At 64.1% G+C, this 23,478-nt stretch carries 25 protein-coding genes and 6 tRNA genes; 23 read left to right on the plus strand and 8 right to left on the minus strand.

The features are described 5' to 3' along the window. Positions 1 to 4: 4 nt before the first annotated feature. Genes AC5P78_RS06000 through AC5P78_RS06050 form a run of 11 tightly spaced genes read left to right on the plus strand, consistent with a single transcriptional unit; the run spans position 5 to position 12,657 of the window. Positions 5 to 3,169, plus strand: coding sequence for a hypothetical protein (locus AC5P78_RS06000; protein ID WP_155029022.1), 3,165 nt, complete (start codon positions 5 to 7; stop codon positions 3,167 to 3,169). Positions 3,170 to 3,208: 39 nt separating this feature from the next. After that, a complete protein-coding gene (locus AC5P78_RS06005) occupies positions 3,209 to 5,746 on the plus strand; it encodes a phage tail fiber domain-containing protein (protein WP_495217168.1) in 2,538 nt (845 codons plus the stop codon). 25 nt (positions 5,747 to 5,771) lie between these two features. Beyond that, a complete protein-coding gene (locus AC5P78_RS06010; RefSeq protein WP_495217169.1) occupies positions 5,772 to 8,564 on the plus strand; it encodes a tail fiber domain-containing protein in 2,793 nt (930 codons plus the stop codon). Then, positions 8,564 to 9,049 carry a hypothetical protein gene (locus AC5P78_RS06015; RefSeq protein ID WP_495217170.1) on the plus strand — a complete coding sequence of 162 codons (486 nt, stop codon included), beginning with the start codon at positions 8,564 to 8,566 and terminating at the stop codon, positions 9,047 to 9,049. The genes AC5P78_RS06010 and AC5P78_RS06015 overlap by 1 nt, the downstream gene beginning before the upstream one ends. Positions 9,050 to 9,075: 26 nt before the next feature. Beyond that, positions 9,076 to 9,345: a phage holin family protein gene (locus AC5P78_RS06020; RefSeq protein WP_005412393.1), complete on the plus strand. Its 270-nt coding sequence runs from the start codon at positions 9,076 to 9,078 to the stop codon at positions 9,343 to 9,345. Beyond that, positions 9,342 to 9,587 (plus strand): DNA packaging protein, encoded by a 246-nt coding sequence (locus tag AC5P78_RS06025; RefSeq protein WP_032961803.1) that lies wholly within the window; start codon positions 9,342 to 9,344, stop codon positions 9,585 to 9,587. The genes AC5P78_RS06020 and AC5P78_RS06025 overlap by 4 nt, the downstream gene beginning before the upstream one ends. Positions 9,588 to 9,595: 8 nt before the next feature. After that, complete coding sequence (gene terL / locus AC5P78_RS06030) at positions 9,596 to 11,260, plus strand: phage terminase large subunit (RefSeq protein WP_239515487.1); 1,665 nt, start codon at positions 9,596 to 9,598, stop codon at positions 11,258 to 11,260. An 8-nt stretch (positions 11,261 to 11,268) separates the two neighbouring features. Further along, positions 11,269 to 11,460, plus strand: a complete 192-nt coding sequence (locus AC5P78_RS06035; protein WP_049434054.1) for an LPXTG cell wall anchor domain-containing protein — start codon at positions 11,269 to 11,271, stop codon at positions 11,458 to 11,460. Then, the gene (locus AC5P78_RS06040) at positions 11,457 to 11,903 is read left to right on the plus strand and encodes a lysozyme (RefSeq protein WP_049397868.1); all 447 of its coding nucleotides are present in this window, start codon (positions 11,457 to 11,459) and stop codon (positions 11,901 to 11,903) included. Before AC5P78_RS06035 ends, AC5P78_RS06040 begins: the two co-directional genes overlap by 4 nt. Further along, positions 11,900 to 12,208 (plus strand): hypothetical protein, encoded by a 309-nt coding sequence (locus tag AC5P78_RS06045; protein ID WP_049397869.1) that lies wholly within the window; start codon positions 11,900 to 11,902, stop codon positions 12,206 to 12,208. The genes AC5P78_RS06040 and AC5P78_RS06045 overlap by 4 nt, the downstream gene beginning before the upstream one ends. Beyond that, positions 12,205 to 12,657 carry a hypothetical protein gene (locus AC5P78_RS06050; protein WP_004154560.1) on the plus strand — a complete coding sequence of 151 codons (453 nt, stop codon included), beginning with the start codon at positions 12,205 to 12,207 and terminating at the stop codon, positions 12,655 to 12,657. The genes AC5P78_RS06045 and AC5P78_RS06050 overlap by 4 nt, the downstream gene beginning before the upstream one ends. 21 nt (positions 12,658 to 12,678) lie before the next feature. Here AC5P78_RS06050 and AC5P78_RS06055 read toward each other — a convergent pair whose 3' ends face one another. Continuing rightward, positions 12,679 to 13,065, minus strand: a complete 387-nt coding sequence (locus tag AC5P78_RS06055; protein WP_049397870.1) for a response regulator — start codon at positions 13,063 to 13,065, stop codon at positions 12,679 to 12,681. A 1,915-nt stretch (positions 13,066 to 14,980) separates the two neighbouring features. Here AC5P78_RS06055 and AC5P78_RS06060 point away from each other — a divergent pair. The 11 genes from AC5P78_RS06060 to AC5P78_RS06110 all read left to right on the plus strand — a co-directional run bounded on the left by AC5P78_RS06060 (position 14,981) and on the right by AC5P78_RS06110 (position 20,772). After that, positions 14,981 to 15,142 carry a hypothetical protein gene (locus tag AC5P78_RS06060; protein ID WP_153643622.1) on the plus strand — a complete coding sequence of 54 codons (162 nt, stop codon included), beginning with the start codon at positions 14,981 to 14,983 and terminating at the stop codon, positions 15,140 to 15,142. A 68-nt stretch (positions 15,143 to 15,210) separates the two neighbouring features. Beyond that, on the plus strand, positions 15,211 to 15,381 hold the full coding sequence (locus AC5P78_RS06065; RefSeq protein WP_004154558.1) for a hypothetical protein: 171 nt from the start codon (positions 15,211 to 15,213) through the stop codon (positions 15,379 to 15,381). 64 nt (positions 15,382 to 15,445) lie between these two features. After that, entirely contained in the window at positions 15,446 to 16,045 is a 600-nt protein-coding gene (locus AC5P78_RS06070; RefSeq protein WP_049397873.1) for a DNA polymerase III subunit beta family protein, read from the plus strand. A 52-nt stretch (positions 16,046 to 16,097) separates the two neighbouring features. Next, complete coding sequence (locus AC5P78_RS06075) at positions 16,098 to 16,421, plus strand: hypothetical protein (RefSeq protein ID WP_049397874.1); 324 nt, start codon at positions 16,098 to 16,100, stop codon at positions 16,419 to 16,421. Beyond that, positions 16,421 to 16,846: a hypothetical protein gene (locus AC5P78_RS06080; RefSeq protein ID WP_049397875.1), complete on the plus strand. Its 426-nt coding sequence runs from the start codon at positions 16,421 to 16,423 to the stop codon at positions 16,844 to 16,846. Before AC5P78_RS06075 ends, AC5P78_RS06080 begins: the two co-directional genes overlap by 1 nt. Positions 16,847 to 16,866: 20 nt before the next feature. Next, complete coding sequence (locus AC5P78_RS06085) at positions 16,867 to 17,025, plus strand: hypothetical protein (RefSeq protein ID WP_153643621.1); 159 nt, start codon at positions 16,867 to 16,869, stop codon at positions 17,023 to 17,025. Beyond that, positions 17,022 to 17,282: a hypothetical protein gene (locus AC5P78_RS06090; RefSeq protein ID WP_032961791.1), complete on the plus strand. Its 261-nt coding sequence runs from the start codon at positions 17,022 to 17,024 to the stop codon at positions 17,280 to 17,282. Before AC5P78_RS06085 ends, AC5P78_RS06090 begins: the two co-directional genes overlap by 4 nt. Positions 17,283 to 17,345: 63 nt before the next feature. Beyond that, entirely contained in the window at positions 17,346 to 17,966 is a 621-nt protein-coding gene (locus AC5P78_RS06095) for an antirestriction protein ArdA (protein ID WP_049397877.1), read from the plus strand. Positions 17,967 to 18,207: 241 nt separating this feature from the next. Further along, complete coding sequence (locus AC5P78_RS06100; protein WP_005412379.1) at positions 18,208 to 18,348, plus strand: hypothetical protein; 141 nt, start codon at positions 18,208 to 18,210, stop codon at positions 18,346 to 18,348. A gap of 739 nt (positions 18,349 to 19,087) precedes the next feature. Continuing rightward, positions 19,088 to 19,462 (plus strand): winged helix DNA-binding protein, encoded by a 375-nt coding sequence (locus tag AC5P78_RS06105; protein ID WP_005412378.1) that lies wholly within the window; start codon positions 19,088 to 19,090, stop codon positions 19,460 to 19,462. Between the two features lie 65 nt (positions 19,463 to 19,527). Next, on the plus strand, positions 19,528 to 20,772 hold the full coding sequence (locus tag AC5P78_RS06110) for a tyrosine-type recombinase/integrase (RefSeq protein WP_495217171.1): 1,245 nt from the start codon (positions 19,528 to 19,530) through the stop codon (positions 20,770 to 20,772). A 59-nt stretch (positions 20,773 to 20,831) separates the two neighbouring features. Here the strand turns inward: AC5P78_RS06110 and AC5P78_RS06115 are convergent. From AC5P78_RS06115 to AC5P78_RS06145, 7 genes are all read right to left on the minus strand, one after another. After that, positions 20,832 to 20,918: transfer RNA gene (locus AC5P78_RS06115), tRNA-Leu, on the minus strand. A 137-nt stretch (positions 20,919 to 21,055) separates the two neighbouring features. After that, positions 21,056 to 21,424 (minus strand): hypothetical protein, encoded by a 369-nt coding sequence (locus AC5P78_RS06120; protein WP_012479266.1) that lies wholly within the window; start codon positions 21,422 to 21,424, stop codon positions 21,056 to 21,058. A 220-nt stretch (positions 21,425 to 21,644) separates the two neighbouring features. Next, a tRNA-Lys gene (locus tag AC5P78_RS06125) sits at positions 21,645 to 21,720 on the minus strand. Between the two features lie 196 nt (positions 21,721 to 21,916). Further along, a tRNA-Lys gene (locus AC5P78_RS06130) sits at positions 21,917 to 21,992 on the minus strand. 79 nt (positions 21,993 to 22,071) lie between these two features. Next, a tRNA-His gene (locus AC5P78_RS06135) sits at positions 22,072 to 22,148 on the minus strand. 173 nt (positions 22,149 to 22,321) lie between these two features. Then, positions 22,322 to 22,398 (minus strand) — tRNA-Arg (locus tag AC5P78_RS06140). Positions 22,399 to 22,437: 39 nt separating this feature from the next. After that, positions 22,438 to 22,514: transfer RNA gene (locus AC5P78_RS06145), tRNA-Pro, on the minus strand. Positions 22,515 to 22,694: 180 nt separating this feature from the next. Here AC5P78_RS06145 and AC5P78_RS06150 point away from each other — a divergent pair. Continuing rightward, entirely contained in the window at positions 22,695 to 23,453 is a 759-nt protein-coding gene (locus AC5P78_RS06150; RefSeq protein ID WP_012479265.1) for a Bax inhibitor-1/YccA family protein, read from the plus strand. The last annotated feature ends 25 nt before the right edge of the window (positions 23,454 to 23,478 follow it).

The raw sequence follows: 23,478 nt of genomic DNA on the forward strand, positions 1-23,478 counted from the left end.
CCGCATGTTTGAATCCCTACCCGGCGCAGACGAGAACATCGTCAAGCCGGCAACCCAGCAGCCCATCGTGCAAGCCGTGCGCGAGCGCAAGGAGCAGCGAGAGGCCGCGCAGCGCCGGAAGGATCAGACGACCGTATGGGACGGATGGGGCGCTGCCCAGGCAAAGGGCGGCATCGGCTTCATCGACCGCTTCATCACCGAGCTGGGCTACGAGCCGCAGCAGGGCTATCGCATTCCCGCAGACGCGCGCAAGCGCTGGGAGTCGATGGGCCTGCGCCCGGAGCAGTGGGAGCTGTTCGGCCGGGCCACGTCCGACGAGCACCTCTCCTATCTGGAATCCGTGGCCTTTATGAATCAGATGGCGGACGACGACCTGGCGCAGTTTGGCCTGGGCGGACAGATCGCCCTCGGCTTCACCGACCCGGTGGCAACCGGCCTCGATCTCGCCACGGGCGGCCTGGGGTACGCAGCCAAGGCCGGACGACTCGCCAACGCGGTGCGATCCGGTCTACAGGCTGCGGGCACCTCCGCGCTGATGTCGGCCGCAACCTCCACCTACGACCCCGAGCAGACGCTCGCGGATGGCGTGCAGAGCGCCGCCCTGTCGTTCGCGTTCGGTGGTGCCCTCGGCGCTCGCCGGGGTGCCCTGTTCGATGGCGAGGTCAAGCCTGACGTGGTGAAGCGGCTGGCTGGTGACGACTCGCTGTCGGCCGCCCGCGTTGCTGGCACCGCCACCACCGACCCGACGCCCGGCGTCCTCCCGCTGCGCAACGAGACCGCATTCGAGCAGGAGTTCACCGACAAGGCGCTGGTCAACGCGCACATCACGCCCCACTTCGCCACCGTCCGCCGCGACCTTGCTGCCCGCATGGGTAGCGCCAAGTCGCCGCTGGTGCGCGAGGCGGGCCGTCTGCTGTTCCGCGATGGTGTCGGGTACACCGATCGCTCCGTCGCGGTCCAGGAGTCCACCAGCGAGTTCGCCAAGCGCCACCTGGCCGTCATGGAGACGGAATGGCGGAGCGGAGTGAACGCCGCGTGGGACGCCTACAAGCAACGGACGGGCACGCATTGGTGGAACTTCTCCGAGCGCGCCAAGTTCAACGAGGAGGTCGGCCGTGCCGTGCGCGGTGCGCCGGACGTGTCACCGGAAGCCGCCAAGGCTGCCGGAAGCGTCGCCAAGGCGATGCGGGACGCGCTCAAGCTGGCGCAGGACAGCAACCTCGACGGCTTCGCCAACGTGGCGCAGAACGGCAACTACCTGCCGCGCTACTGGAGCGGCAAGGGCTTCAAGCGCCTGTTCGGCGAAATGCAGCTCCACCAGGACGACGTGATCGACCAGCTCATCAAGCCCGCCATGCGTCGCGCATGGGAGGCCGCCGCCGACGAAGGCGACGAGATCGACGACGAGCTGCTCGGTGCGGTTGCACGCTCCTACCTCAAGCGCGCTCAGGCGAACTTCGAGGGCGACGGGATGGACCTGCTGGTCCGTCCGCTGGACAGCGATTCGGTCGAGGAGATCGGCAACATGCTGACCGAGGCGGGCGTCTCGCCAGTGCGGTCGCAAGAGCTGCTGTCGAAGCTGGAGCGCAAGACCTACGAGTCGGGCAAGCTCGACCGCGCGAAGAAGCGCATCGACCTCGACGAGACCTACTCCACCACCATCCGCAACGAGGCTGGCGAGGACGTGCAGGTCTCGATGGCCGACCTGTTCGACAACGACGTGGACTCGGTGATGACCCGCTACATGCGCGAGATCACCGGCTGGTCGGCGCTGTCGTCGAAGGCTGGCATCAAGAACCGAGCACAGCTGGACCGCTTCGTGTCGAAGCTCAAGAGCGACGCCCGCAAGTCCGGCGACGACGTGAAGGACATCGAGCGCCTGATCGACATCGGCCTCAAGTCCACCTTCGGCCGCAGCACCGAACTTGATCCCGCCAGCCGTGGCGCACGCTACGCGCGGTTCCTGCGCAACTGGAACTTCGCTCGCGTAATGAACCAGGTCGGCTTCTCGCTGTTCGCCGAGCTTGGCCCGACCATCGCGCATGCCGGTCTCCGCAACTTCTGGAACTCCGTGGGTGCCGCCCGCGACTTCCTGGTGCGCGGCGCTGACGGCAAGCTGTCCTCGCAAGAGGCGCGCGTGATGGAGCGACTGTTCGCACCCGGCACCGACTGGCTGCGCAACCCGCCGTTCCTGCGCCTGGACGAGGATGCGCTCGTGCCGCAGACGTTCAACGTCAAGCACGGCGAGAAGATCGACAACGCGATGAACATGGCGACGCACGTCACCTCGGTCGCATCCGGCATGGCCCCGATCAACACGATGCTCCAACGCATCGCTGGTCGCGCCACGCTGCTGCGTCTGCTGGACATGGCGAACGCCAAGAAGCTGTCGGACGCCGAAGTGGCCCGCCTGCGCACCTGGGGCCTCGACGAGAAGGCCCAGGCCGACGTGTTCGGCTACCTCAAAGGCAAGCGGCAGATCGAGCAGATCGACCCGGACAAGCTGCCGTTCCAGACGCGCGAGCGCATGGCGGCATTCCTGTTCCGCGTGACGCGACACCAGGTTCTCGAAGGTGACGCCTCGGACAGCATCGAGCTGATGCACTCCACCACCGGCCGCATCGTCACGCAGTTCCGCAGCTTCATGGTCAACAGCTACACCCGCCACTTCCTGAACTCGGTCCACCACTACGACGACTGGCGCACCTACGCGATGGTCGTGCTGTCCACCTCGGCAGCAGGGATGGGCTGGGCGGCTCGCACGTACATCAACACTGCGGGCAACCCCGAGCAGCGGAAGAAGCAGCTCACGCAGGCGAACTTCTACAAGAACGCTGTCGCGCAATCGAGCTGGTCGAACGTCATCCCCGCGGTCACCGACGCCGTGTGGGCGGACGCCTTGGGCAACGACCCGGTGTTCGCCAACAACCGCTCGACCGGCCTGGAGAATGGCGTGATGGGCATCCCGTCCATCGACCTGTTCAACAAGGTCTACGGAAGCACGCGGATGATCGGTTCGGCCATCCGCGACGACGAGGAGATCACCGAGAAGCAGATGCGCGACTTCTGGAAGATTTGGTGGTTCAACAACATGACGGGCGTCCGCAACATCGCGGATCAAGCCCTACAGCAGTTCCCCGACCGCAAGGACGGGACTGATCGACCGTAACCAGGAGGCCCTTCGGGGCCTCCACCTTTTTGAGGACGCATGATCGAACTATCGCGCGGCCTTTCCTTCGTGCTCTACACCTACGAGGGAGGCCCTACGCGGTTCACCGTGCCGTTCCCGTACATCGCCCGCGAACACATCCGGGCGTTCGTCGGTGAACCGGACGCGGCCCGCGCTGTCTCCGTGTCGTGGGTGGACGCCAGCACCATCGAGCTTCCGTCGCAGGATGGCGTGCTCGACGCACCCTACACTGTGACCATCCGGCGATTCACGCCGATTGACGCCCTCCTGGTCAACTACAAGGAAGGCGCAAACCTCCCGGCGCGCGACTTGTCCAAGTCGTTCCGCCAACTGCTGTACGCACACCAGGAACTCGCTGAGTTCGGTAACGGCAGCGGCCTACCCGGTGGCGGCCCCGGCAACCCCGGTGGTAACCCGGACCTCAATGCAATCATCGAGCAGCTCCTCCGCTCGCCAGCACTGCAAGACCTGCTGACCCGCATCGACCTCATCGACGTGAACGCCGAGGCGATCCTGGAGGAGATCATGCGCTCGCACGAGTTCTTCGACGTGCAGCGCGACTACGGCGACAGGATCAGCACGGCCACCCACGAGATCGGGCTGCTGACCGAAGGCAACAAGGTCATCGCGCAGCAGATCATCGACCTGTTCGCGCGGGTGGACTACGGCGAGCAAAGCAACCAGGCACGATTCCTAGAGGTCAACCGCGCCATCGCTGACGAGCGCTCCGCGCGCGTCGAGGCGATCACCGAGCTGCAAGGCCAGGTGGTCGAGAACGGCAAGACAATCTCCGCAGCGCTCAACCAGCGCATCGACGAGGTGGAGAGCACCACCGAAGCGGCGCGCGCGGCCACCGAGCAGCGCCTCGGCGCAGAGATCGAGGACAGCGCGGCGCAGGTCCGCACCGCAGTCATGGCCGAGGTTGACGCCACCAAGGCCCGCGTGTCCGACGTTGAGACGGCAGTGGTTCGCCACGGCGAGAACATCGCTGGCCTGGCCGAGACCACGGAAGCCCTGACGGATGCCGAGGGTGCCAACACGGCATTCCGGCAGCAGATGGCGGCGAGCTACGGAGCGAACGTGCCGCAGGGGATCGCCAATGAGATCGACGGCCAGGTGTCGGCGGTCTCGGCTGCCTTCGAGCAGCGCATCGACACCGAAGCGTCCGCACGCGAAGCCCTGGCGTCGCAGGTATCCACGCTGGAGACCAGCACCGCGCCGACGATCTTCTCGGACGCGCAGCCCTCCCCGCCCGCTGGCGGCTTCAAGGTTCCGACCTTTTGGGTCAAGACCGGGCAGACCGGCGCGTACCTGACGCAGATTTGGGATGGCACCGGCTGGCGCAAGGCCGACCTGGATGTCACCTCTCCGACCGGCGCGCTGGTGCAGCAGCTCAACACCACCAAGATCACCGCCGAGCAGGCACAGGCCATCGCGGCCACGCAGGTACAGGCGTTCAAGGACGGCGACTTCGCCACCATCCGGCAGGAGTTCAATGTGGTCGCCGGGCAGCACTCCGGCATGTACGGTCAGTGGCAGGCCAACTACTCGGTCAAGATCAACGCGGGCACCATCAACGGCGTCCCCGTGGTCGCCGGTATCGCCCTCTCCGCGAACCCGCAGACCGGCAGCGACTTCATCGTGACCGCGGATCGCTTCGCCTTCGTCCACCCGCAGTACACCTCGGGCGGCACCCTGGCGAGCATCAAGTATCCGTTCGTGATCGGTACGGTCGGCGGCCAGTCCACCGTGGGTATCCAGGGTGCGCTGGTGGTGGACGGGACGATCACTGCGGACAAGATCAGGGTCAACTCCCTGGCCGCGCTCACGGCGAACGCAGGCACGATCAACGGCGGCACGTTCAAGACCCACACCCTCGACGGCAACGGCAACATCGTCAACGCTGCCGAGTTCCGCGTGGAAATCTCCAACCTCGGCGACTGGCCCCTGTGGGTCGGCTCCGGCGCGAAGAACGCCAACAACGCGGTGTTCTACGTGGACCGCAACGGCGGCGCGTTCTTCCGAGGCCGCGTCAATGCTCCCAACATCGTGGGGCAGTTCCAGTCGGCGACCGGCGTGTGGTGGACCGGGGCAACGAGCCTCTGCTACCAGGCGGGCAACAACTTCATCCCGCTCGGCGATTGGGTGGCGATCCACGAGTTCTGGCTCGGCGCTCCGGTGCTGGCTGGCGAGGGTCATACGCCTTCCGTGTCGGTGACCGTGACCGCGAACACGCGCGTCTACGGGTTGCACGTCATCTTGGAGGAGCTGCGCGACTCCGTGTGGGTCGTCATCGCCTCGCACGAGCCGCCGATGTACCGCGCGTTGATTCAGCAGATGGGCGGCGACGGCAACACCTTCACCGCGTCCAACTTCTACACCTACGAGCAGTCGGTGACGCTCTCGGCGTCCGGTGCATGGACAGGCGGTGCCCGCGCATTCCGCGTGCGGTGTCGCGCATCCAGCCCGCCTCCGCAGGTCCACGGCTACGACGCCCCGGCCTACCCGAACTACCTCATCACGTCGATTGGCGGCTTCGCCTTCGGCATCCGATAACCCTCAGAGAGAACCCAAGCACCGCATGAGCACTACCCCCGGCTACGTCTCCAACGCCGAGCTGGCCTCGCGCCTCTCGACGCTGGTAGACCGCTGGAACCGGCGCGAGAATCAGATGATCGCGCTGCTGACTCAGGAGGAAGGCACCGTCGTCGTGACGGACGGCCTGGGCAACAACCACACCCTCCCCTCGTTCCCGCAGCTCCAGAAGGACGTGGCCGGGCTGACCGACGAGCTGACCGGCTCGGTCGTGCAGGTGCGCGACCTGGTGTCCGTGGCAACCGGCATGGCGAACGCCGCGCAGGCGTCCGCAGATGACGCTTCCGGCTTCGCTGACGCTGCCGAAGCATCCGCCGTGCGCGCTGCGGAATCCGCCGCGAGCATCGACGACGACGTGCAGGCAACCGCCGACGCGGCGACCTTCGCTGCTGCCAAGGCGGCCGAGGCTGCCGACAGCGCAGAGAACGCCGACGTGTCGGCCGCTGCTGCGGCAGTATCGGCGACCAACTCGTCCGCCTCGGCACTCGATGCGGCCGGCTCGGCCAGCGCTTCGGCCGCTTCGTCCGTCGAGTCGAGCACCGCACGTTCCGACGCACAGGCTGCGGCAACCTCCGCGGCCACCGCGCGCGACGAGGCGCAAGCCATTCTCGGCCACGTGACCGACACGGCAGACCTGGCGGAAGCTGACGCGACCGCCGCTGCCGCTTCGGCCGCCGCCGCCGCCGCCAGCGCATCTGCCGCTGACTCCTCGGTCACCCAGGCAGCCACCCAGGCCAACAGGGCGGAAGCCCAGGCGTCCATCGCGGGCACCAAGGCAGGCGAAGCTGCCAGCTCGGCGACCACCGCTGCCGGCCATGCCTCCTCGGCGTCCGGCTCGGCCGCCGCTGCGTCGTCCTCGGCGTCCTCGGCGTCGAGCGCGAAGGTCGCCGCGGAAGCCGCGCGTGACAAGGCAAACCTGTACGCGAACGCGCCGCAGGGCACCGAAGTCGAACCGGGCGAATACTCGGCGAAGCACTGGGCCGCCCAGGCGCAGGCTGCGGCGACCGGCTCGCTGGTCTACATGGGATCGTGGGACGCCAGCACTGGCGTGTTCCCGGCTGCTCCGGTCAAGGGCCACTTCTACAAGGTGGTCGGTGCTGGCACGGCTGGCGGCATCGAATGGCGCGTCGGCGACCAGGCGCTCTACGGCGTCGATTGGGAGAAGATCGACAACACCGATCAGGTAACCAGCGTCGCCGGGAAGCAGGGCGAGGTGACCCTCGTGGCTGGCGACATCGGCGGGCTGGGCGCGCTGGCGACCCGCAATGACGTGGACTTCAACACCCACGTCACCGGCAAGCCGACGACCTACCCGCCAAGCACCCACACCCACACCAAGGCGCAGGTTGGCCTCGACAAGGTGGACAACACCGCCGACCTCGATAAGCCGATCAGCACCGCAACGCAGACGGCGCTCGACGGCAAGGCGGCGGCGTCGCACACGCACACCATCGCCAACGTGACCGGCCTCCAGTCCGCGCTCGACGGCAAAGCGGCGGCATCCCACTCGCACACCATCGCAAACGTCACCGGCCTGCAATCTGCTCTCGATGGTAAGTCGGCTGTCGGACACACGCACAACTCCACCGACATCGCCAATGTCGTCAACGTGACCGACGATCAGCCTGTCGGGGGCGTCAAGACGTTCACCTCCGGGCAGATTCGGGCGCAGGGATTTGGCGGCGAGGTCACGTCCGGCGTCATGTACCTGGGGGCGCTGGATCGCTACGTGTACGTTCCGCCAGCTGCGAACTCGCTGGAGTTCCGATTCGGCGATGGTACGGGTGGCGTCGCGTCCCTCAACGCTGGCGGCACCGTCTGGACCTCGGCGAACTTCAACCCGGCAGGAAAGGCCGACGCCGGTCACACGCACACCATCGCAAACGTCAGCGGCCTCCAGTCCGCACTGGACGGCAAGGCGAGCCTGGGCGGCGCAACCTTCACCGGACAGGTCACTCTGGCCTACGCGGCACCTCTGCGGCTGACCGGCATGGGCGCGGCGGGAACCGCCTACATCCACGGAACCAACGGAGCAGGCGACGACGTGGCGAGCATCACGCGAGCCAACGCCAACAGCTCCTACAACCTCCAGTGGAATGGAATGGCCTGGGTCACCGGTCGCCTGACGGTCGGCGATCAGATTTACCTCAACGCTGGCTGGTTCCGCTCCGTGCAGTCCGGCACCGGCTGGTACTCGGAAGCGCACGGCGGCGGCATCTGGATGCAGGACAACAGCTGGGTGCGCACCTACGGCGGCAAGGGATTCCTGGTCAACGGCGCGAACATGCGCATCGAGTCCACCTCGCCGACCATCGAGTTCTACGACACGGACCACGGCTCGACCCATTGGATTCACTGCAACGAGAACAACCTCGGATTCCTCGCGAACAACAACTTCGCGTGGGCCTGCTTCCGCAACGCCAACAACGACTGGCAGTGCCAGAGCAACAGCATTTCCTACGCATCCGACGCGCGCCTCAAGCAGAACATCGCGCCAATCCCTCGCTCCGCGGTGGACGCCTTCTTCTCGAAGTTCCGTGTGCGGGAGTTCGATTGGAACGATGAGCAGATCAAGGAGCTGAACCCTGGCTTCACCTACTCGGCAAAGCACGAGTACGGCGCAATCGCGCAGGAGGTCGAGGAGGTTTTGCCATACATGGTCTACGAGTCCGAGCACAACGGGATCAAGACGATCTTGTGGGACAAGGCCGTGCCGTTCCTTATCGCCGAGGTGCAGGCGCTCCGCAGGGAAGTCGCCGAGCTGCGGGGAGGTGCCTAATGGCCCTCCCCGGCTCCGGCCCGATCTCTTGGGAAATGATCCGCGCCGAGTTTGGCGGCGGGTATCCGATCTACGCGAACCAGTATTACCGAGGCGCTGGATTGGTGCCCGACGTTCCGGCCAATTACGGCGTACCCACGAGCGGGCCGATCTATGCCTCGCAGTTCTACAACGCGGTCAAGGCGACACCGTTCCAAGCGTCCCTGTCGCCGAGCTGGCTGATGGGTAGCTGGCCGCAGAACACCAGCGGCTCGATCAGCAAGTCTTTCACCGTCAGCTGCTCGGGCGGCACCGGGAACTACTCCGTTGTCTCCCGCTCCGTCACTGGCGGCGCAACGATCTCCGGCAGCGGCCTCGGCGGCACTGTGACCGCCTCGGGGCGGAACACCTCCCGCATGGGGCAGTTCACTGTCGTCGTCACCGATGGCGTCACGCAGATCACCCTGACCGGCAACTACGAGTACAGCTTCGGTCGTCCGCTCTAACGCATCCACCACCTACAAGAGACCTAATGCACGATGAAGTGAAGCTGGTCGGCGCTCTCGCGGGCGTCGGCCTCATCGTGGGCATCGCAAAGATGCTCACGTCGAACGATCCGATCACCTGGAAGCAGGCGCTCGGCCGCGCAATCCTCTCTGGCGCTACCGGCCTTGCCGCTGGTGCCATCGTCATTTTCATCCCCGGCGTCTCCTTCGTCGCCCAGGTCGCGCTCGCGTGCATCCTGGCGTCGCTCGGCACGTCCGCGCTGGAGACCGTACTGAACCGCGTCGTCAACAAGTGACCGCCCCCAAGGATGCCTTGGAGCGACTGCACGCCGCAGTCGCGGACAAGCTCGCCGACACCATCGACTCGATGGAGTCGGACGCGAAGGGCCTGGCCTCGATCCTCAACGTGGCCCGGCAGTTTCTCAAGGACAACGGCATCGACGTTGCGGCCACGCCGCCCGGCTCACCGCTGGGCAAGCTGGCCGACAAGGTGTCCGAGTTCCCGTTCGATCCCGCTGAGGATGGGCGGCTGAACTGATGGAGGGCATGACGAGCCTCCACGTTCGTCACCCTTTCGAGGACTTCCGCAACTTCGCCTGGTACGTCTGGAAGGAGCTGGGGCTACCAAGCCCCACTCCGATCCAGTACGACATCTGCGAGTTCCTGAAAACCGGCCCGCGCCGTCGCGTCATCATGGCGTACCGCGGCGTCGGCAAGTCCTGGGTGACGGCCGCCTACGTCTGCTGGCTCCTCTGGAAAGACCCCCAGCACAAGATCATGGTGGTATCGGCATCGAAGGAACGCGCCGATGCGTTCTCGGTGTTCGTCAAGCGCCTGATCGAAACCCTGCCTGAGCTGCAACACCTGCGCCCGCGTCCCGACCAGCGCAACTCGAACCTGGCGTTCGATGTCGGCCCCGCGCAGCCCGATCAGTCGCCCTCGGTGAAGTCGGTCGGTATCAACGGCCAGCTCACCGGCTCCCGCGCCGACACCATCATCGCGGACGACATCGAAGTCCCGAAGAACTCCATGACCGTCGTGCAGCGCGAGAAGCTCGCCGAGCTGGTCAAGGAGTTCGATGCGGTGCTCAAGCCGGGCGGCGAGATCATCTACCTCGGCACTCCGCAGACCGAGGAGTCGCTCTACAACAAGCTGCCCGAGCGCGGCTACGTCATCCGCATCTGGCCTGCGCGCTACCCGAAGGACACCAAGCACCGCCAGGTGTACGGCGACCGCCTCGCGCCGATGATCGCCGATGCGTTCGACGCGAACCCCAAGCTCGCCTGGAAGAACTGCGAGAGCGTCCGCTTCTCCGATGAGGACTTGATGGAGCGCGAGGCGTCCTACGGACGCTCCGGCTTCATGCTCCAGTTCATGCTCGATGCGTCGCTGTCCGACGCCGAGAAGTACCCGCTCAAGCTGTCCGACCTGATCGTGATGGACGTGGACCGCGAGGTCGCTCCGATCCGCGTGGTCTACAGCAGCGGCCCGGAGTACATCGTCAGCGACATCCCGTCCGTGGGCTTCACTGGCGACCGCCTGTACCGGCCCATGTACCTCGCCTCGGAAATGGAGGAGTTCACCGGCAAGGTGCTCGCCATCGACCCCTCGGGCCGAGGCGGCGACGAAACCGGCTACGCGGTCGTCGGCATGCTTCGCGGCATGCTCTACGCGCGTCGTGCTGGTGCGACCAAGGGCGGCTACGACGACGACACGCTGGAGACCCTGGCGCACATCGCGCGCGCCGAGAAGGTCTCCGCAGTCCTCATCGAGGCCAACTTCGGTGACGGCATGTTCGCCAAGATGCTCTCCGGCGTCCTGGCGCGCGTGTACCCGTGCTCCATCGAGGAGGTGAAGCACTACGGCACCTCGAAGGAGAACCGAATCATCGACGTGCTGGAGCCGGTGCTGAACCAGCATCGCCTGGTGGTCGATGCCTCGATCATCCGCGCCGATCAGAAGTCCGAACAGAAGTACCAGCTGTTCTACCAGCTGACGCGCATCACGCGCGACCGCGGCGCACTGCGCCACGACGACCGCCTCGAAGCGCTGGCAATGGCCGTGAAGTATTGGGCCGACCAGCTCTCCCGAGACGTGTCCAAGGAGGAGCAGCGCTACCTGGAGGAGCTGCTCGACCGCGAGTACGCCTCCTTCATCCAGTCCGTGACCGGCCGCATGCCGTCACCCGACAACTACCTCGACATCCTGTAGGAGACCCAATGTCCAACACGCTCGCTGCGTGGCTGATGGCGCTCGCCGCCGCTGCCCTGCTGTACCTGTTCCTGCGCCGCAAGAACGACGACGACAACGACGGCCCGAGCGCACCCGCGCCGGTAACGCCGTGCGACTGCAACCACGCTCCCTGCTGCCACACCCAGGGCGGCCAGTCGAACCCCTACGCCCCGGTGTGAGCCAGGCTGTCCAGCTCGCGCGCCCTCTGACGATGAAGTCGGAGGGTCTGCGCCTGGTGGCCTACCTGTGCCCCGCAGACAAGTGGACCATCGGCTACGGCCACACCGGCAGTGACGTGAAGCCCGGCCTCCGCATCACCGAGGAACGCGCTGTGGAGCTGCTGGAGGCTGACCTCTCCAAGGCCGCTACGGTCGTCCGTCGATACGTGCGCGTGCCCCTCAGCGCGCCGCAGGAAGCCGCTCTGATCGACTTCGTGTTCAACCTCGGCGAGGGCAACTTCGCCAGCTCCACCCTGCTCCGCGTGCTCAACGCGGGCGACTACGCGGCGGTGCCCGCACAGCTCCGCCGATGGACCAAGGGTCGCGTCAAGGGCGTGCTGACGGACCTGCCCGGCCTCATCGACCGCCGCGAGGCGGAAGTCAAACTCTGGAACTCCAAGTGACCATCAAGACCATCTACAACCGCGCCAGCGAGCGCCTGGTGCGCGCCTACGAGCGCGCCAAGGGGTACGTAGCGCTGCGCATTGCCCTCGCCTCGCAGTGGCTCCCGGAGCGCCTGCGCGAGACCTCCCGTCGCACCTACACCGGCTGGCTGTTCGTCGCCGTGTTCCTGGCGCTGCCCTACGTCGTCCTCGGCGGCCTGTGGGAGCACTTGCGGAATGCCGCGGAGCGCCTGTGGGATGACGTGAGCGACATCGAGTGGGCTGCGTTCACCCCGAGCTACTGGCGGGAGCACATCAAGCAGTGACCACGCTGGCCTTTGACGGCCGGCTCGTTGCTATCGACTCGCAGGTCACCGCTGGTGATCTGCGGTACGAGGAGGAGAAGTTCTACCGCACCACCGACACCACCGGGCGCGACCTGGTGGTGTTCGGCGCGGGCACCACTTCCCACATCCAGCGAGCCGTGCGCGAGCTGTCGGAGGGATTCGACGAACTGACCAAGGGCGAGTACACGATCCTCGTGGTCGGCCTGCGGGACAACCCGGTGGCCTTCTACCACGACGGTCTCCCTCTCGACCTCCGGCGCGACTTCCTCGTCGCCGGTAGTGGTGGTGCGATTGCCCTGGCCGCCATGAAGGCAGGCCACAACGCGACCGAAGCAGTCCTCATGGCCTGCTCGACGGACCTCTACAGCGGTCCACCGGTGCAGACCTACGACACTTTCAACAAGCGCTTCCTTAGAAAACGGACATGACTTAACAGCGCAAGGATGCGCCTAAACTGGAATCCCCATCTGACGCGTCCGTTCCAAGGCCCCCATGAGATCGTTTATGCGATACGGCTTTTGAAGAAAGGTAGCCCATTGGTGAATGGTGGGCAGTTGAGGATTGGGAAGCCCCGTGGCAAACATGTAGGGTATTCGATTCGACAAGAGACAGTCAGCGACCGACATGGAGCCACCATCCTCGATATGAATATCTAAGATTGCCGCGTGGAACACTTTTGCCGCCAGTTGGTCTAAAGCTTGCGCGGAGGAAGCAACAACCTCGACCTCATAGCCGAAATTCACCAGGATTTCCTGCAACATCTCTGACAGGTCGGGGTCATCTTCTAAGACCAGTAGCGACCCCAAGCAACCCTTACCGTTTACCCGCGAAGCCATCTGACACCTCCCATGCGTAGCGGCCCGTACCCTATAACTATTGAAGGGGAATATCGCGCTGATGATTTGCAGCGTCCTGAACTGTTCAGCTAGAGAGTCAAGTCGTCTTCCTTGAACCACCACATTACAGCCAAGGCGACGAACCATACGATCAAGGGTATTCCGACAAGGAACTGGAGTAACAGGTCTCTCATGTACTCGCATCCCGCCGACTCAGTAAGCGCGGAATCAAGGATACGCACCTGCTGCTCCACAACGCTTGGGGCGGTGTTATCGTCGTTAATAAGTCCGCGGCTTCTTTCCGCCACGGCGTCCGCATCTCGCATCTTTACATGTTGATACAGAGCCGGTACTCCCACAAGGATTACACAAGCCAGCGTGATCGAAGCCGCGAACCGGGTGAGGATGCTATTGAGCGATGCCATGTGGTCTTGATGAGCTGTCTAGGGCAAACGCCAAGTCTACCGGACCACACAGACCGTCATCTCCTAGGGGGCTTGACAGAGCTGTTATCATTAGATAGACCTAAGTATTACTATAGTGGGACTGTAGAGTTCTATTCATTGGTATTCACCACCAAGTAGAACTACAGTCCTCCTATGCACTCTTGGGGTGTTCCTCTGTCCTCCTTGGGTGCCACTGCGGCGGAACTCCCATGCACCGACTTCTCCTGATCCTGCTCATCGCGGGCGTCACGCCCATCAACCCGCTCCTGGCGATCCTCGCGTACAACCGAGGGATGACCTGGGCTGTGCCTGTGTGCGTCCTATGGGGACTTGGGTCGCTCGCCTGGTTCGCTGTCGTGGCAACGCGGAAGCGCTCCGGTGTGACTGAGGCTCCCTCCTCGCGCGACTGAGGGGGTCGAAAGGTTTGCGGCAAATTTCCGAAGGGGTATCCAACTACTTGGAACCGCGCGATCACCCCCCGTAGGGGGTCGCCCCCTGTAGCGCAAAGGCACGATGCGCCCCCCCCTTCGCGTCACCTGCGGCGTCACCACCTCGGCTAACCTGCTGATTCCAAAGGTGAACCACCGGATTAGGTATCCAGTGCCTAGGCAATCCCATGCGATACCTGGGCAACCTGCGGACATCCGCGCTCAAATGTTCGCGCCTCTGTCTGTCCCTATCTGTCTTTTTGCCCTGACCGCCACGCGTCCACCTCGGCACCACCTCGGCACACCTGCCTACCACCTCGGCGCACCCTGCCCCAGCCTATGCCCACCTGCCGCCCACCACGGCCAGCCAATGCGCCGCCACGGCCCACGCAAGGCCCGCCACGGGCATCCCTACCGCCCCGCCTATAGAAGCTCCCCACGCGCGCGCTAGGCGCTCCCTGCGACCATCCAAAAATCGTTGCCATCGGGGTATTGACAGCCATGCGGGGATTGATCTAATCTATACCCGTCGCCAGCAGCACGGCGGCAGCGGAAAAGGCGGCGACAGACGTGCGACCGATGGATCGACAGCACCTAGAGCTTATCCCGCCAGCACTGAGGACTAGCCCCAAAGGCCCCTGAGCGCACCGCAGGTAACGTCCGGCTCAATCCTCCCACTACCGGGAGTGATTGACAAACCGGGAACAAACGGGCATAATGCCCACCATCGAACAACGGTCGCAGGGTGCGGTCGGGACAGTAGGAAAGGGGCAGGCAGGAGCGCCGCCCACGGCAGAACGCGGGGAGCTGGGAACACTAGCCGCGCCGGGAAGTGTAAGGGCCGATGAAGGCCGCCACGGATACCGGGTCACCGCCAGAAAGAGCGGGGCCATCTGTACGGGATTCCTAGGCGAGCTGGAGGCGCTCCCGGAAGCTGGCGACGGTCAGATTCCATGCCTTACAAGCATGAGTCTGACCGCCAAAGCGTCCCTACCGTTGTGATGGGGCGTTTTGGTGGTCCGATTCACTGGAGAGCAACCCATGACGATGATCCCGTTTGATATGACCGCCCGCGACTACTACGTGGCCGGTTGCATCCGCCGCGGCATCCGCGAGCACCGCGCCCGACTCAACGAGCGGGAGCGCCAGGCGAACAGGAACCGCACCCAAGTTGCGCCTTGTCCCTCCCCCGTTGTCATCTGATCCCCTTTCGTCAACCCGGTTTTCCACACCCCGCCGACGTGTGACGGCGGGTCTTTTTTGGAGCTACCATGAGCACCAATGGACCACTGGAGGACTTGCAAGTGCGCAAGCTCACCGCTGAGATTCGCAAGATCAACCGCGAGAGCGACAAGCTGATGATGGAGACCCGGTGGTATCCGTTGGTGGTCGCCACGGCCTTTGTGGCTGGCATCGTCACGCTGACCAAGCTGTTCCTCTAACAGCGCCCTATCCCAATCCACCGAAGCCGCCGCAAGGCGGCTTTTTTGTTGCCCGGAGAAAGCTATGAACAAAATTCCTTCCGCCCTGATCGCCGCCGCTCTGCATGTGGCACCCAAGAATGACGTTCGCTTCTACTTGAATGGCGTGCTGATTGAGTCGCACGCCGATGGTGCGATCATCGTTGCTACAGACGGCCACCGCATGCTTGTGGTGCGTACCAGCCTGCCGTGGGACATTGGCAAGATCATCGTGCCGCGCAATGCGTGCGAGCTGGTCGCCAAGATGAAGGGCGATGTCTATTTCAGCGCCGTGGGCGATGCCAGCCGGTTCAAGGCGGAGCGCGGAGGCCAGGCCATTGAGTTTGCTGCCGTTGATGGAACCTACCCGGACTGGCGTGCTGCGGTGTCCAAGCCGAACGAACTCAAGCTGTCCGGATTCGCGCCTGCCGTCCTCGAAGGCGTAGTGAAGGCGGCCGGTGTAATTCGCAAGGCATTCGGCGGCAAGGCCACTTCACTGATTCCGGTGACTGGCGGCGACGTGGCGGCCATGTTCGGTATTGGCGGCATCACCGATCCGAGCATCAGGTGTGCGTCTTTGATCGTCATGCCAATGCGCGACTCGTCATACCCGGAAGCCCTGTGCAGCGACGCGCTCCGCGCTTAACCCGAACCCATTAGCCGCCGCTAGGCGGCTTTTTTGTTGCCCGGAGAAAGCCATGAACCTCGACAAGTACGCCCCTGAGAGCGCGAAGCGCATAGCCGTGGCGCTGGTGGATGCCGCCCTCGCCGCTGGTTACTCGCTCGGCGTCTACGACGGCGAAGAAACCACGGTGCGGCACAGCCGCGACCGGCAAGAAGTGTTGGAGGCCCTCGCCTCTACCGACCACGATCACCTGCGGTTCTACCGCCCGGACGCAACAAAGGCGGGGTTTGTGCTCCTGATTTGGGAGAACGGGAACGACGCCGCGAGCGACTGGAGCGACAACGACGAGACCAACGCGCTGGTGATGCCGGTGCTGCGCGGGCTGGGAGTGCTGTGATGGAACTGCGCACCTACGGAACCCGCAACGTGTTCCTGGCACAGCCGGGGCGCTATCACGAACAACTGGCGGCGACCGCGATGACGCCGCAGCAAGCCGAGGAGTTCGCCACCGTGGTCAACCGGGCAATCAGGGATACCGACTTCGACCCCATCGACCTTGCGTTGCTTGCGGCAGGGTGGCAGTTGGCTGACGTGCCTGTGACCATCGAAGTGGGCGAGTTCCTGACCAATGTGGCCCGGATGCTTCACAAGCTGTTCGAGGAGCTTTGCACCCCTGACGGCTATCCCGGCGTCTTTGGCTACGAGATCGCGGAACCGTTGGGTGCGTGGCTTGCCGAACGCCCCAAGAATCGCTGCGAACTCGCCGATGCTGAGCGGCAGGCACGCGAAATGATCCAAGCCGAGATGGGCCGCTTCGCATGAGCTACCGCGAGGAGGACATCATGTTCGAGACCGAAAAAGCGTGGGTGCTGCGCAAGGGGCCGAACCATTTTGAGGTCTACAAAATCGGCCTCACGCACTCGACACGCCACGGCATTTTTCACAACATCCCCGGCGCGCTGGATCGCGCCATTGAGCACGCAAAGGGCCTGTCGCAATGAGCAACGACAACGAGCTGGCTGTACCTGCCGGTGACAAGCTGGTCACCCTGGGCGACCGATCGGTCTCCTACGGTCCCCGCCAAGAGTTCGATGGAAGCGTCGAGCCTTGCGCACCGATGGCCGCGCAGTTTTGGGGCGTCTACCGCTGGGCTGGTAAGGACCGCTGGTGGTGGATTGCCGACGTGGCCGACGAAGACACCGCCCGCGCAGTGGCCGCCGCCTACCTGCTGAACGTCAAGCCCGATTGGGCGCACTGACCGACAACCACCGCTGATCCCGAGGCCCGCCTAGTGCGGGCCTTCGCATTTCTGGAGCACACCATGCAAATATACGTTGCCTGCCTTGCCTCATATAACGCTGGCGTCCTGCACGGCGAGTGGATCAACTTGGAGGGACGCGACGCCGACGACGTGCGCGATGAGATTGCCCGCATCCTGCGCGAGTCGCCGCACCCGAACGTGACCGTTGATTGCCCGGATTGCGGCGGTACTGGAACCACATACGTCCCCCGAGTATTCGGCGGGGCGGAATGCACGGCGTGTGGCGGAAGCGGCAAGGTCGCCAGCGCCGAGGAGTGGGCCGTCCACGACTACGACGACGTGTTCGGGGATACCTGGGGCGAGCACCCCGACCTGGACAAGCTGTGCGCATTGCAAGAGCGGCTGGACGAGTTGCACAACGACACCGAACGCGCCGCCTACACGGCCTTCTGCGACCACGAGGGCCTCGACGATGTGACCGTGGAGCAGTTCCACGAAGCCTACGCGGGCCAGTTCGATAGCTGGGCCGACTTTGCCGAGAACTATGTGGACGAATCGAGGCTTCTTCACGACGTGCCCGACGCCCTCTCCCGCTACTTCGACTACGAGAGCTATGGCCGCGACATTCGGCTCAACGGTGACGCGTTTGAGGTGAGCGGCTTCTACTTCTGGAGCCGCTAACGCCGCTTCCGCAAGACCCTGCGCCAATACAGGTATGTGCGATGCGCCGGCACCGAGCTAGTCCACACCCATACGACTAGGTGAAGGGCCGTAATGGCGACTTCTACGCGGGGGTCAATCATCGAATGGTCCTTGGGGTCGGGAGTGGCGATCACGCCCTTCAGCCCTAATCATAAGGCCAATCTCGATATTTGGCACTCATTGTTCCATTTGTAGCACTTGCATAACAGGAGACTTACATATGCGTAACGCAGATTTCACCGCAAACTCGACCCTGGTGATCGTCAACGTGGCCCTCCGCGTCCACCAGTTCGGCCCGTTCTTGGTATTCGAGCGGGAGGTTTTGGTCCTGCATGAACGGACCTACGAGGTGCCCGAATGATTCGGACCATCAATTTCGACCATAACGAGAAGCGCGGCGCTCTCCGCGCGATGCTCGGCCTACTCAACGAGCGCGTCCAGTTCTCGGTCGTCCCCGAGGACTGTGGCTGGCGGGTGTCGTATCCGGTCCCACCCGCGGCCCCAACGGAGACCCCGCGGCCATGACTTCACTGCACCAGTCGGGATCAATCTCTCCCGTGGTACTTGATTCCTACGGACGCGCCATCATTGTGGCCTGTAGTCTGCCCGACGGCAGCGTCATGCTGTCGGGCTGCGCATCCGCAGACGACCAGGGGGGCGTTCTCAGTCTATGAGTACGGTGAGACGGACAATAGCCAGCGCGGTAGTCCGCGTAGGGCAAGGACTGTTTTTTGCATCCGTGGTCGGGGCCATTGTGACCCTGGCGGCGATGCTGGCACTACCGTTCTTAAAACACTGAAACGTAAGACCTTTTTGTGGAGCGCAGCCGGGGGTGGCGGCGCATTACAACGCCGTGAGCAGGGGACAGGACGGCCCCTTCGCAGGGCAGAAGTACCTGGACCTGTTCGTGAAAGCCTTTGGATATGAGATCGGAATCGACCCCTCCCCCACGCCCTGGCAGCGTGGTTTCTGGATGGACAAAATTGGCAAGAATGCCATCAACATTGGCTTGGGCCTTGTAATCCTTACATTGCGGCTCCAAGATAGACCCTGATGGTTTCCCAAGGGGGAACCATCCCCTTACGGAAAATGAGCGCACCATGAATCTCTCGCAGAAAGAACTGACGGCCATTCTCACAACCGCACTGTCAGCCTTCCGGGAAGAGATCGACGAGGACATCACCGCCACCCGCATCCTCACCCTACTCGCCGTTGTGGACGAGCCGGGCATTCAGCAGGTGGACCTTGAGCGCGTCCTCGGCGGACTCTCTCCCTCCGCAGTGAGCCGCAATGTGCTCGACCTGTCGTCTATCAAGCGTAACCGCGAGCCGGGGCCTGACTTCCTGGAGCAGCGCCCTGATCCCGCCTACCGCAAGCGCAACCTGATCTTCCCGACGACCAAGGCGCTGCACTGGCTGGCTTCGCTCGCAGAACGTGTCAACCGCAAGGTGACGGCGCGCGTCGCAGCCGCCTAACCCCCAACACCCCGTTGTGCCCCGAGGCCCGCCTAGTGCGGGCCTTTTCATTTTTGGAGATACACATGGCCCTTCGCCTCAAAGGGACCGCGCCCAAGCCGGGTGCGCCCGATAAGCGCTACTACATGCTCGACGTGCAGGAGGGATACCGGCGCGTGCGCTTGTCCACCGGCACCCGCGACCGCGTGGCAGCCGAGCGCAAGGAGCAGGCGGTCCTCGACGCCCTGCGCGACGACCCCGAGATTGCCGAGGACGCGCTGCGGGAGCTGATTCGGGGCAAGTCCCGGTCGGTACAGATGGCCGTGGCAAAGGCCAAGGTCCGCCAGCGCACCCTCAAGGACGCGATGGACGACGCGCTGGACGACCGCAACTTTTGGGGCAAGCTCCGGTCCATCGACACCGTGCGTACCAACTGCAAGGTGGTCCAGAGCTACCTGGGCGAGGAAACGCCCATCAACGACATCACGCAGGCCGCGGTCAACGACATGGCGCAGCGCATGCTGGCCGACAAGGCGGCTCCCGCCACCGTGAACCGCAAGATGCAGTGCCTCCTCGCCCTGCTGAAACGCGAGCGGAAGGCTGGCCGGTACTTGGGAGAGCTGCCCGAGTACAGCTTGGCCGACGAGCGGGACAACGCACGCACGTTCGTCCTGAACGTCGAGGACGAGGAAATGATCCTGGCGCGGCTGCTGGAGTGGGACACGCTGCCGAACGGCCCTGCCGGAGGGCACCCACGGGTGCGCGACGGGGCGGACTACCGCGACCTGTTCGTGTGCCTCGCTGACCTGGGATGCCGCATGAGCCAGGCCATCGGCATCCGGTGGTCCGAAGTAGTCGAGCAGGGCGGAAGGCTCCACGTCCGCTTCTGGCGGCACGCTACGCTCAAGAAGGGGCGTCCCCGCACCCTACCCTGCACCGCCCGCGTCGCCGAGGTTCTACAGCGGCGCAAGGACGCGCTGGCGGCCACCTCGGACGGCCCCTTCACCATGCTCAATCGCGCGCGCGCCGACCGACTGTGGCAATGGGCCATCAAGGGGACACATCTCGCTTCCGAGAAGGAGTGCGTGCCGCATGCGCTCCGCCATACCTGCGCCACCCGGCTGCTGCTGGCGACCGGCAACATCAAGCTCGTGCAGGAGTGGCTCGGCCACCGCGACATCCAGACCACCTCAGCGGTCTACGCGAAGGTACTGGCCGAGCAATCGCTCCAGGGCATGTCTGCGCTGGAGCAGTTCCGCCTCCCCGCCGCCTCGAACGGAACAGGTGACGTTCCGAGACAGGGATCAATTGCCAAAGCGGGAATCCAATAGCACAACTGACCGTCGCCAGCTTATTTTTCAATCACTTAGGCAATCTGTGCTCGGCCGGATGGTGCGAAAGGCGGGACTCGAACCCGCACGAGGTCACCCTCACTGGAACCTAAATCCAGGGCGTCTACCAATTCCGCCACTTTCGCGTGGCCGGCACAGGCGTTCATTGTCGCAGGCGGGCGCAGGAAGCGGAAGGCCTGCACAAAGCTGAACATGGCCATCCTCGCGACTGGCGCGCGGGGACCGCCCCGGCGAGCGGCCGCTCAGCCGGGGCAGCGGTGGTTCAGTGCTGCGACCTGGCCTCGGCAGGCGCCGCATCGGCTCCCTGCCCGGCCGCAGGATCCACCTTGCGGATCTCCACGCCCCCGTCGTCGGTACGGCGCAGGGCCACCGACTCCGGCGTGGCCTTGCGCACATCCACCGAACCATCCGCATTGCGCTGCACGTCCACCGCGTCGGGCAGGACCTCCCCTTCCGCAGGCTGAGCCGGCTGCATCTGCAGGGCGTCACCGACCGGGCGCGCCGGAGTGCTCTCCGTGCCAGCATCGCGCTCGACGGTCTGCGCAGGATCATTGGCCGGCGCACAGGCAGCCAGCGCCATCAGCGCGAAGGGAACCCACAGCGTGCGGTGCAATCGATTGATACCAGCCATCAACATCTTCCTTCGTACATGCGCCATCGGCGCGGAAGATCCATTGGGTGCGATGCAGGACGCGATGCGCTGAGAAGCAGCGCACAGCATTGAAAACACTGATGACGCGTATGCCCCTGATTTCAGCATCGCTTCAGTAGATCCACGCCATGCGTGGATGAAGCGCAACCCGGCATACAGGCAAGAAAAAAGCCACTTGGCGAACCAAGTGGCTTTCGTCTGGTGGGCTGTCAAGGATTCGAACCTTGGACCTATTGATTAAGAGTCAACTGCTCTACCAACTGAGCTAACAGCCCGAAATCGGGGCGCGAATTATGACCCGATCCGCTCGGAGGGTGCAAGCACTTTCTTCAACATCGTTGAAACCAGCACTGCGATCCCGCTGCGTTGCAGATCCACGCCAGGCGGGGCCCTGCAACCTGTGATCCATCGAAACGAAAGGGTCACACTAATAAGAAAAAAGCCACCTGGCGTACCAGGTGGCTTCCGTCTTGGTGGGCCGTCAAGGATTCGAACCTTGGACCTATTGATTAAGAGTCAACTGCTCTACCAACTGAGCTAACGGCCCGTGAAACTCAGACGCACATTGTAGCGTGCTTTCTGTTTATTGCAATACCGTTTCGGCTGCGCCGATGCGGTTGAATCAGTGGGGTGGCTGAGGGGATTCGAACCCCCGACCACCGGAATCACAATCCGGTACTCTAACCAACTGAGCTACAGCCACCACTGAAACTTTCACTCCATCGCCGATACCGCTGACGCTGGAACCTCAAACCTTTGCCTGGAGACTGTCACCGAAGTTCCGGTCCGCCGAAGCGAGTCCGATATTCTGGTGGAGTCTTTACCCTTTTGCAAGCACTTCTTCACATCCGCCGATGCGATCCCGGTGCTCGCCGATGGCGCGCCCGACAGGAATCGAACCTGTAACCGCCGGCTTAGAAGGCCGGTGCTCTATCCAGTTGAGCTACGGGCGCCCGAACCGGAACGGTGTCCAATCCGACGTGATGTGGGATTGGTCGGGGTAGAGGGATTCGAACCCCCGACATCCTGCTCCCAAAGCAGGCGCGCTACCAGACTGCGCTATACCCCGGTCTTGCAATCCCCTCGGGCCGGGCCCGGGGAGTCGTTCATTGTGGCCAAGCACATCGCGAACTGTCAACGCAGGCGAGACCGGTCATGAACCTGCCACGGCGCCATGCGTGGTCATCGGCTATGCTCGCAGTCATCGGCCGGATGGCCGTCCCGACCTTCATTCGCACGGAGAACTCGCATGCGCAGCGGCAACCCGGCTCTTTCCGAGTCGACCTTCCTTGATCTCGCCAGCGGTTCGGTGGTGACCCACCCCGACCAGGTGATGACCCTCAACGGCACCGCCAACAAGACCGGCCTCCTGCTGCTGCTGACCGTGCTGACCGCAGCGTTCGCCTGGAGCCAGTCGGTCGACGAGTACGGCCAGATTTCCGGCAGCGCAAGCCTGTACGCCATCGGTGGCGCGATCGGTGGCCTGGTGCTGGCACTGATCACCATCTTCAAGAAGGAATGGTCGCCGGTGACCGCGCCGATGTACGCGCTGGTTGAAGGCCTGTTCCTGGGCGCCGTGTCTGCACTGTTCAACATGAAGTACCCGGGCATCGTGTTCCAGGCGGTGTTGCTGACCTTCGGCACCCTGGCCGCCCTGCTGTTCGCATACCGCAGCGGCGTGATCAAGGCCACCGAGAACTTCAAGATGGGCGTGGTCGCCGCCACCGGCGGTATCGCCCTGCTCTACCTGGCCTCGTTCGTGCTGGGCTTCTTCAACATCAACGTGCCGGTGATCCACGACGCCAGCTGGCTGGGCATCGCTTTCAGCCTGTTCGTGGTGGTCGTGGCCGCGCTGAACCTGGTGCTGGACTTCGACTTCATCGAAACCGGCGTGGCCCAGCGTGCGCCGAAGTACATGGAGTGGTATGGCGCATTCGGCCTGATGGTGACCCTGGTCTGGCTGTACGTGGAATTCCTGCGCCTGCTCTCGAAGATCCAGCAGCGCTGAGTCCAGCCACGCCGTAAACGACAGG

It is taken from the genome of Stenotrophomonas sp. YJH_SMC_133, assembly GCF_059370655.1.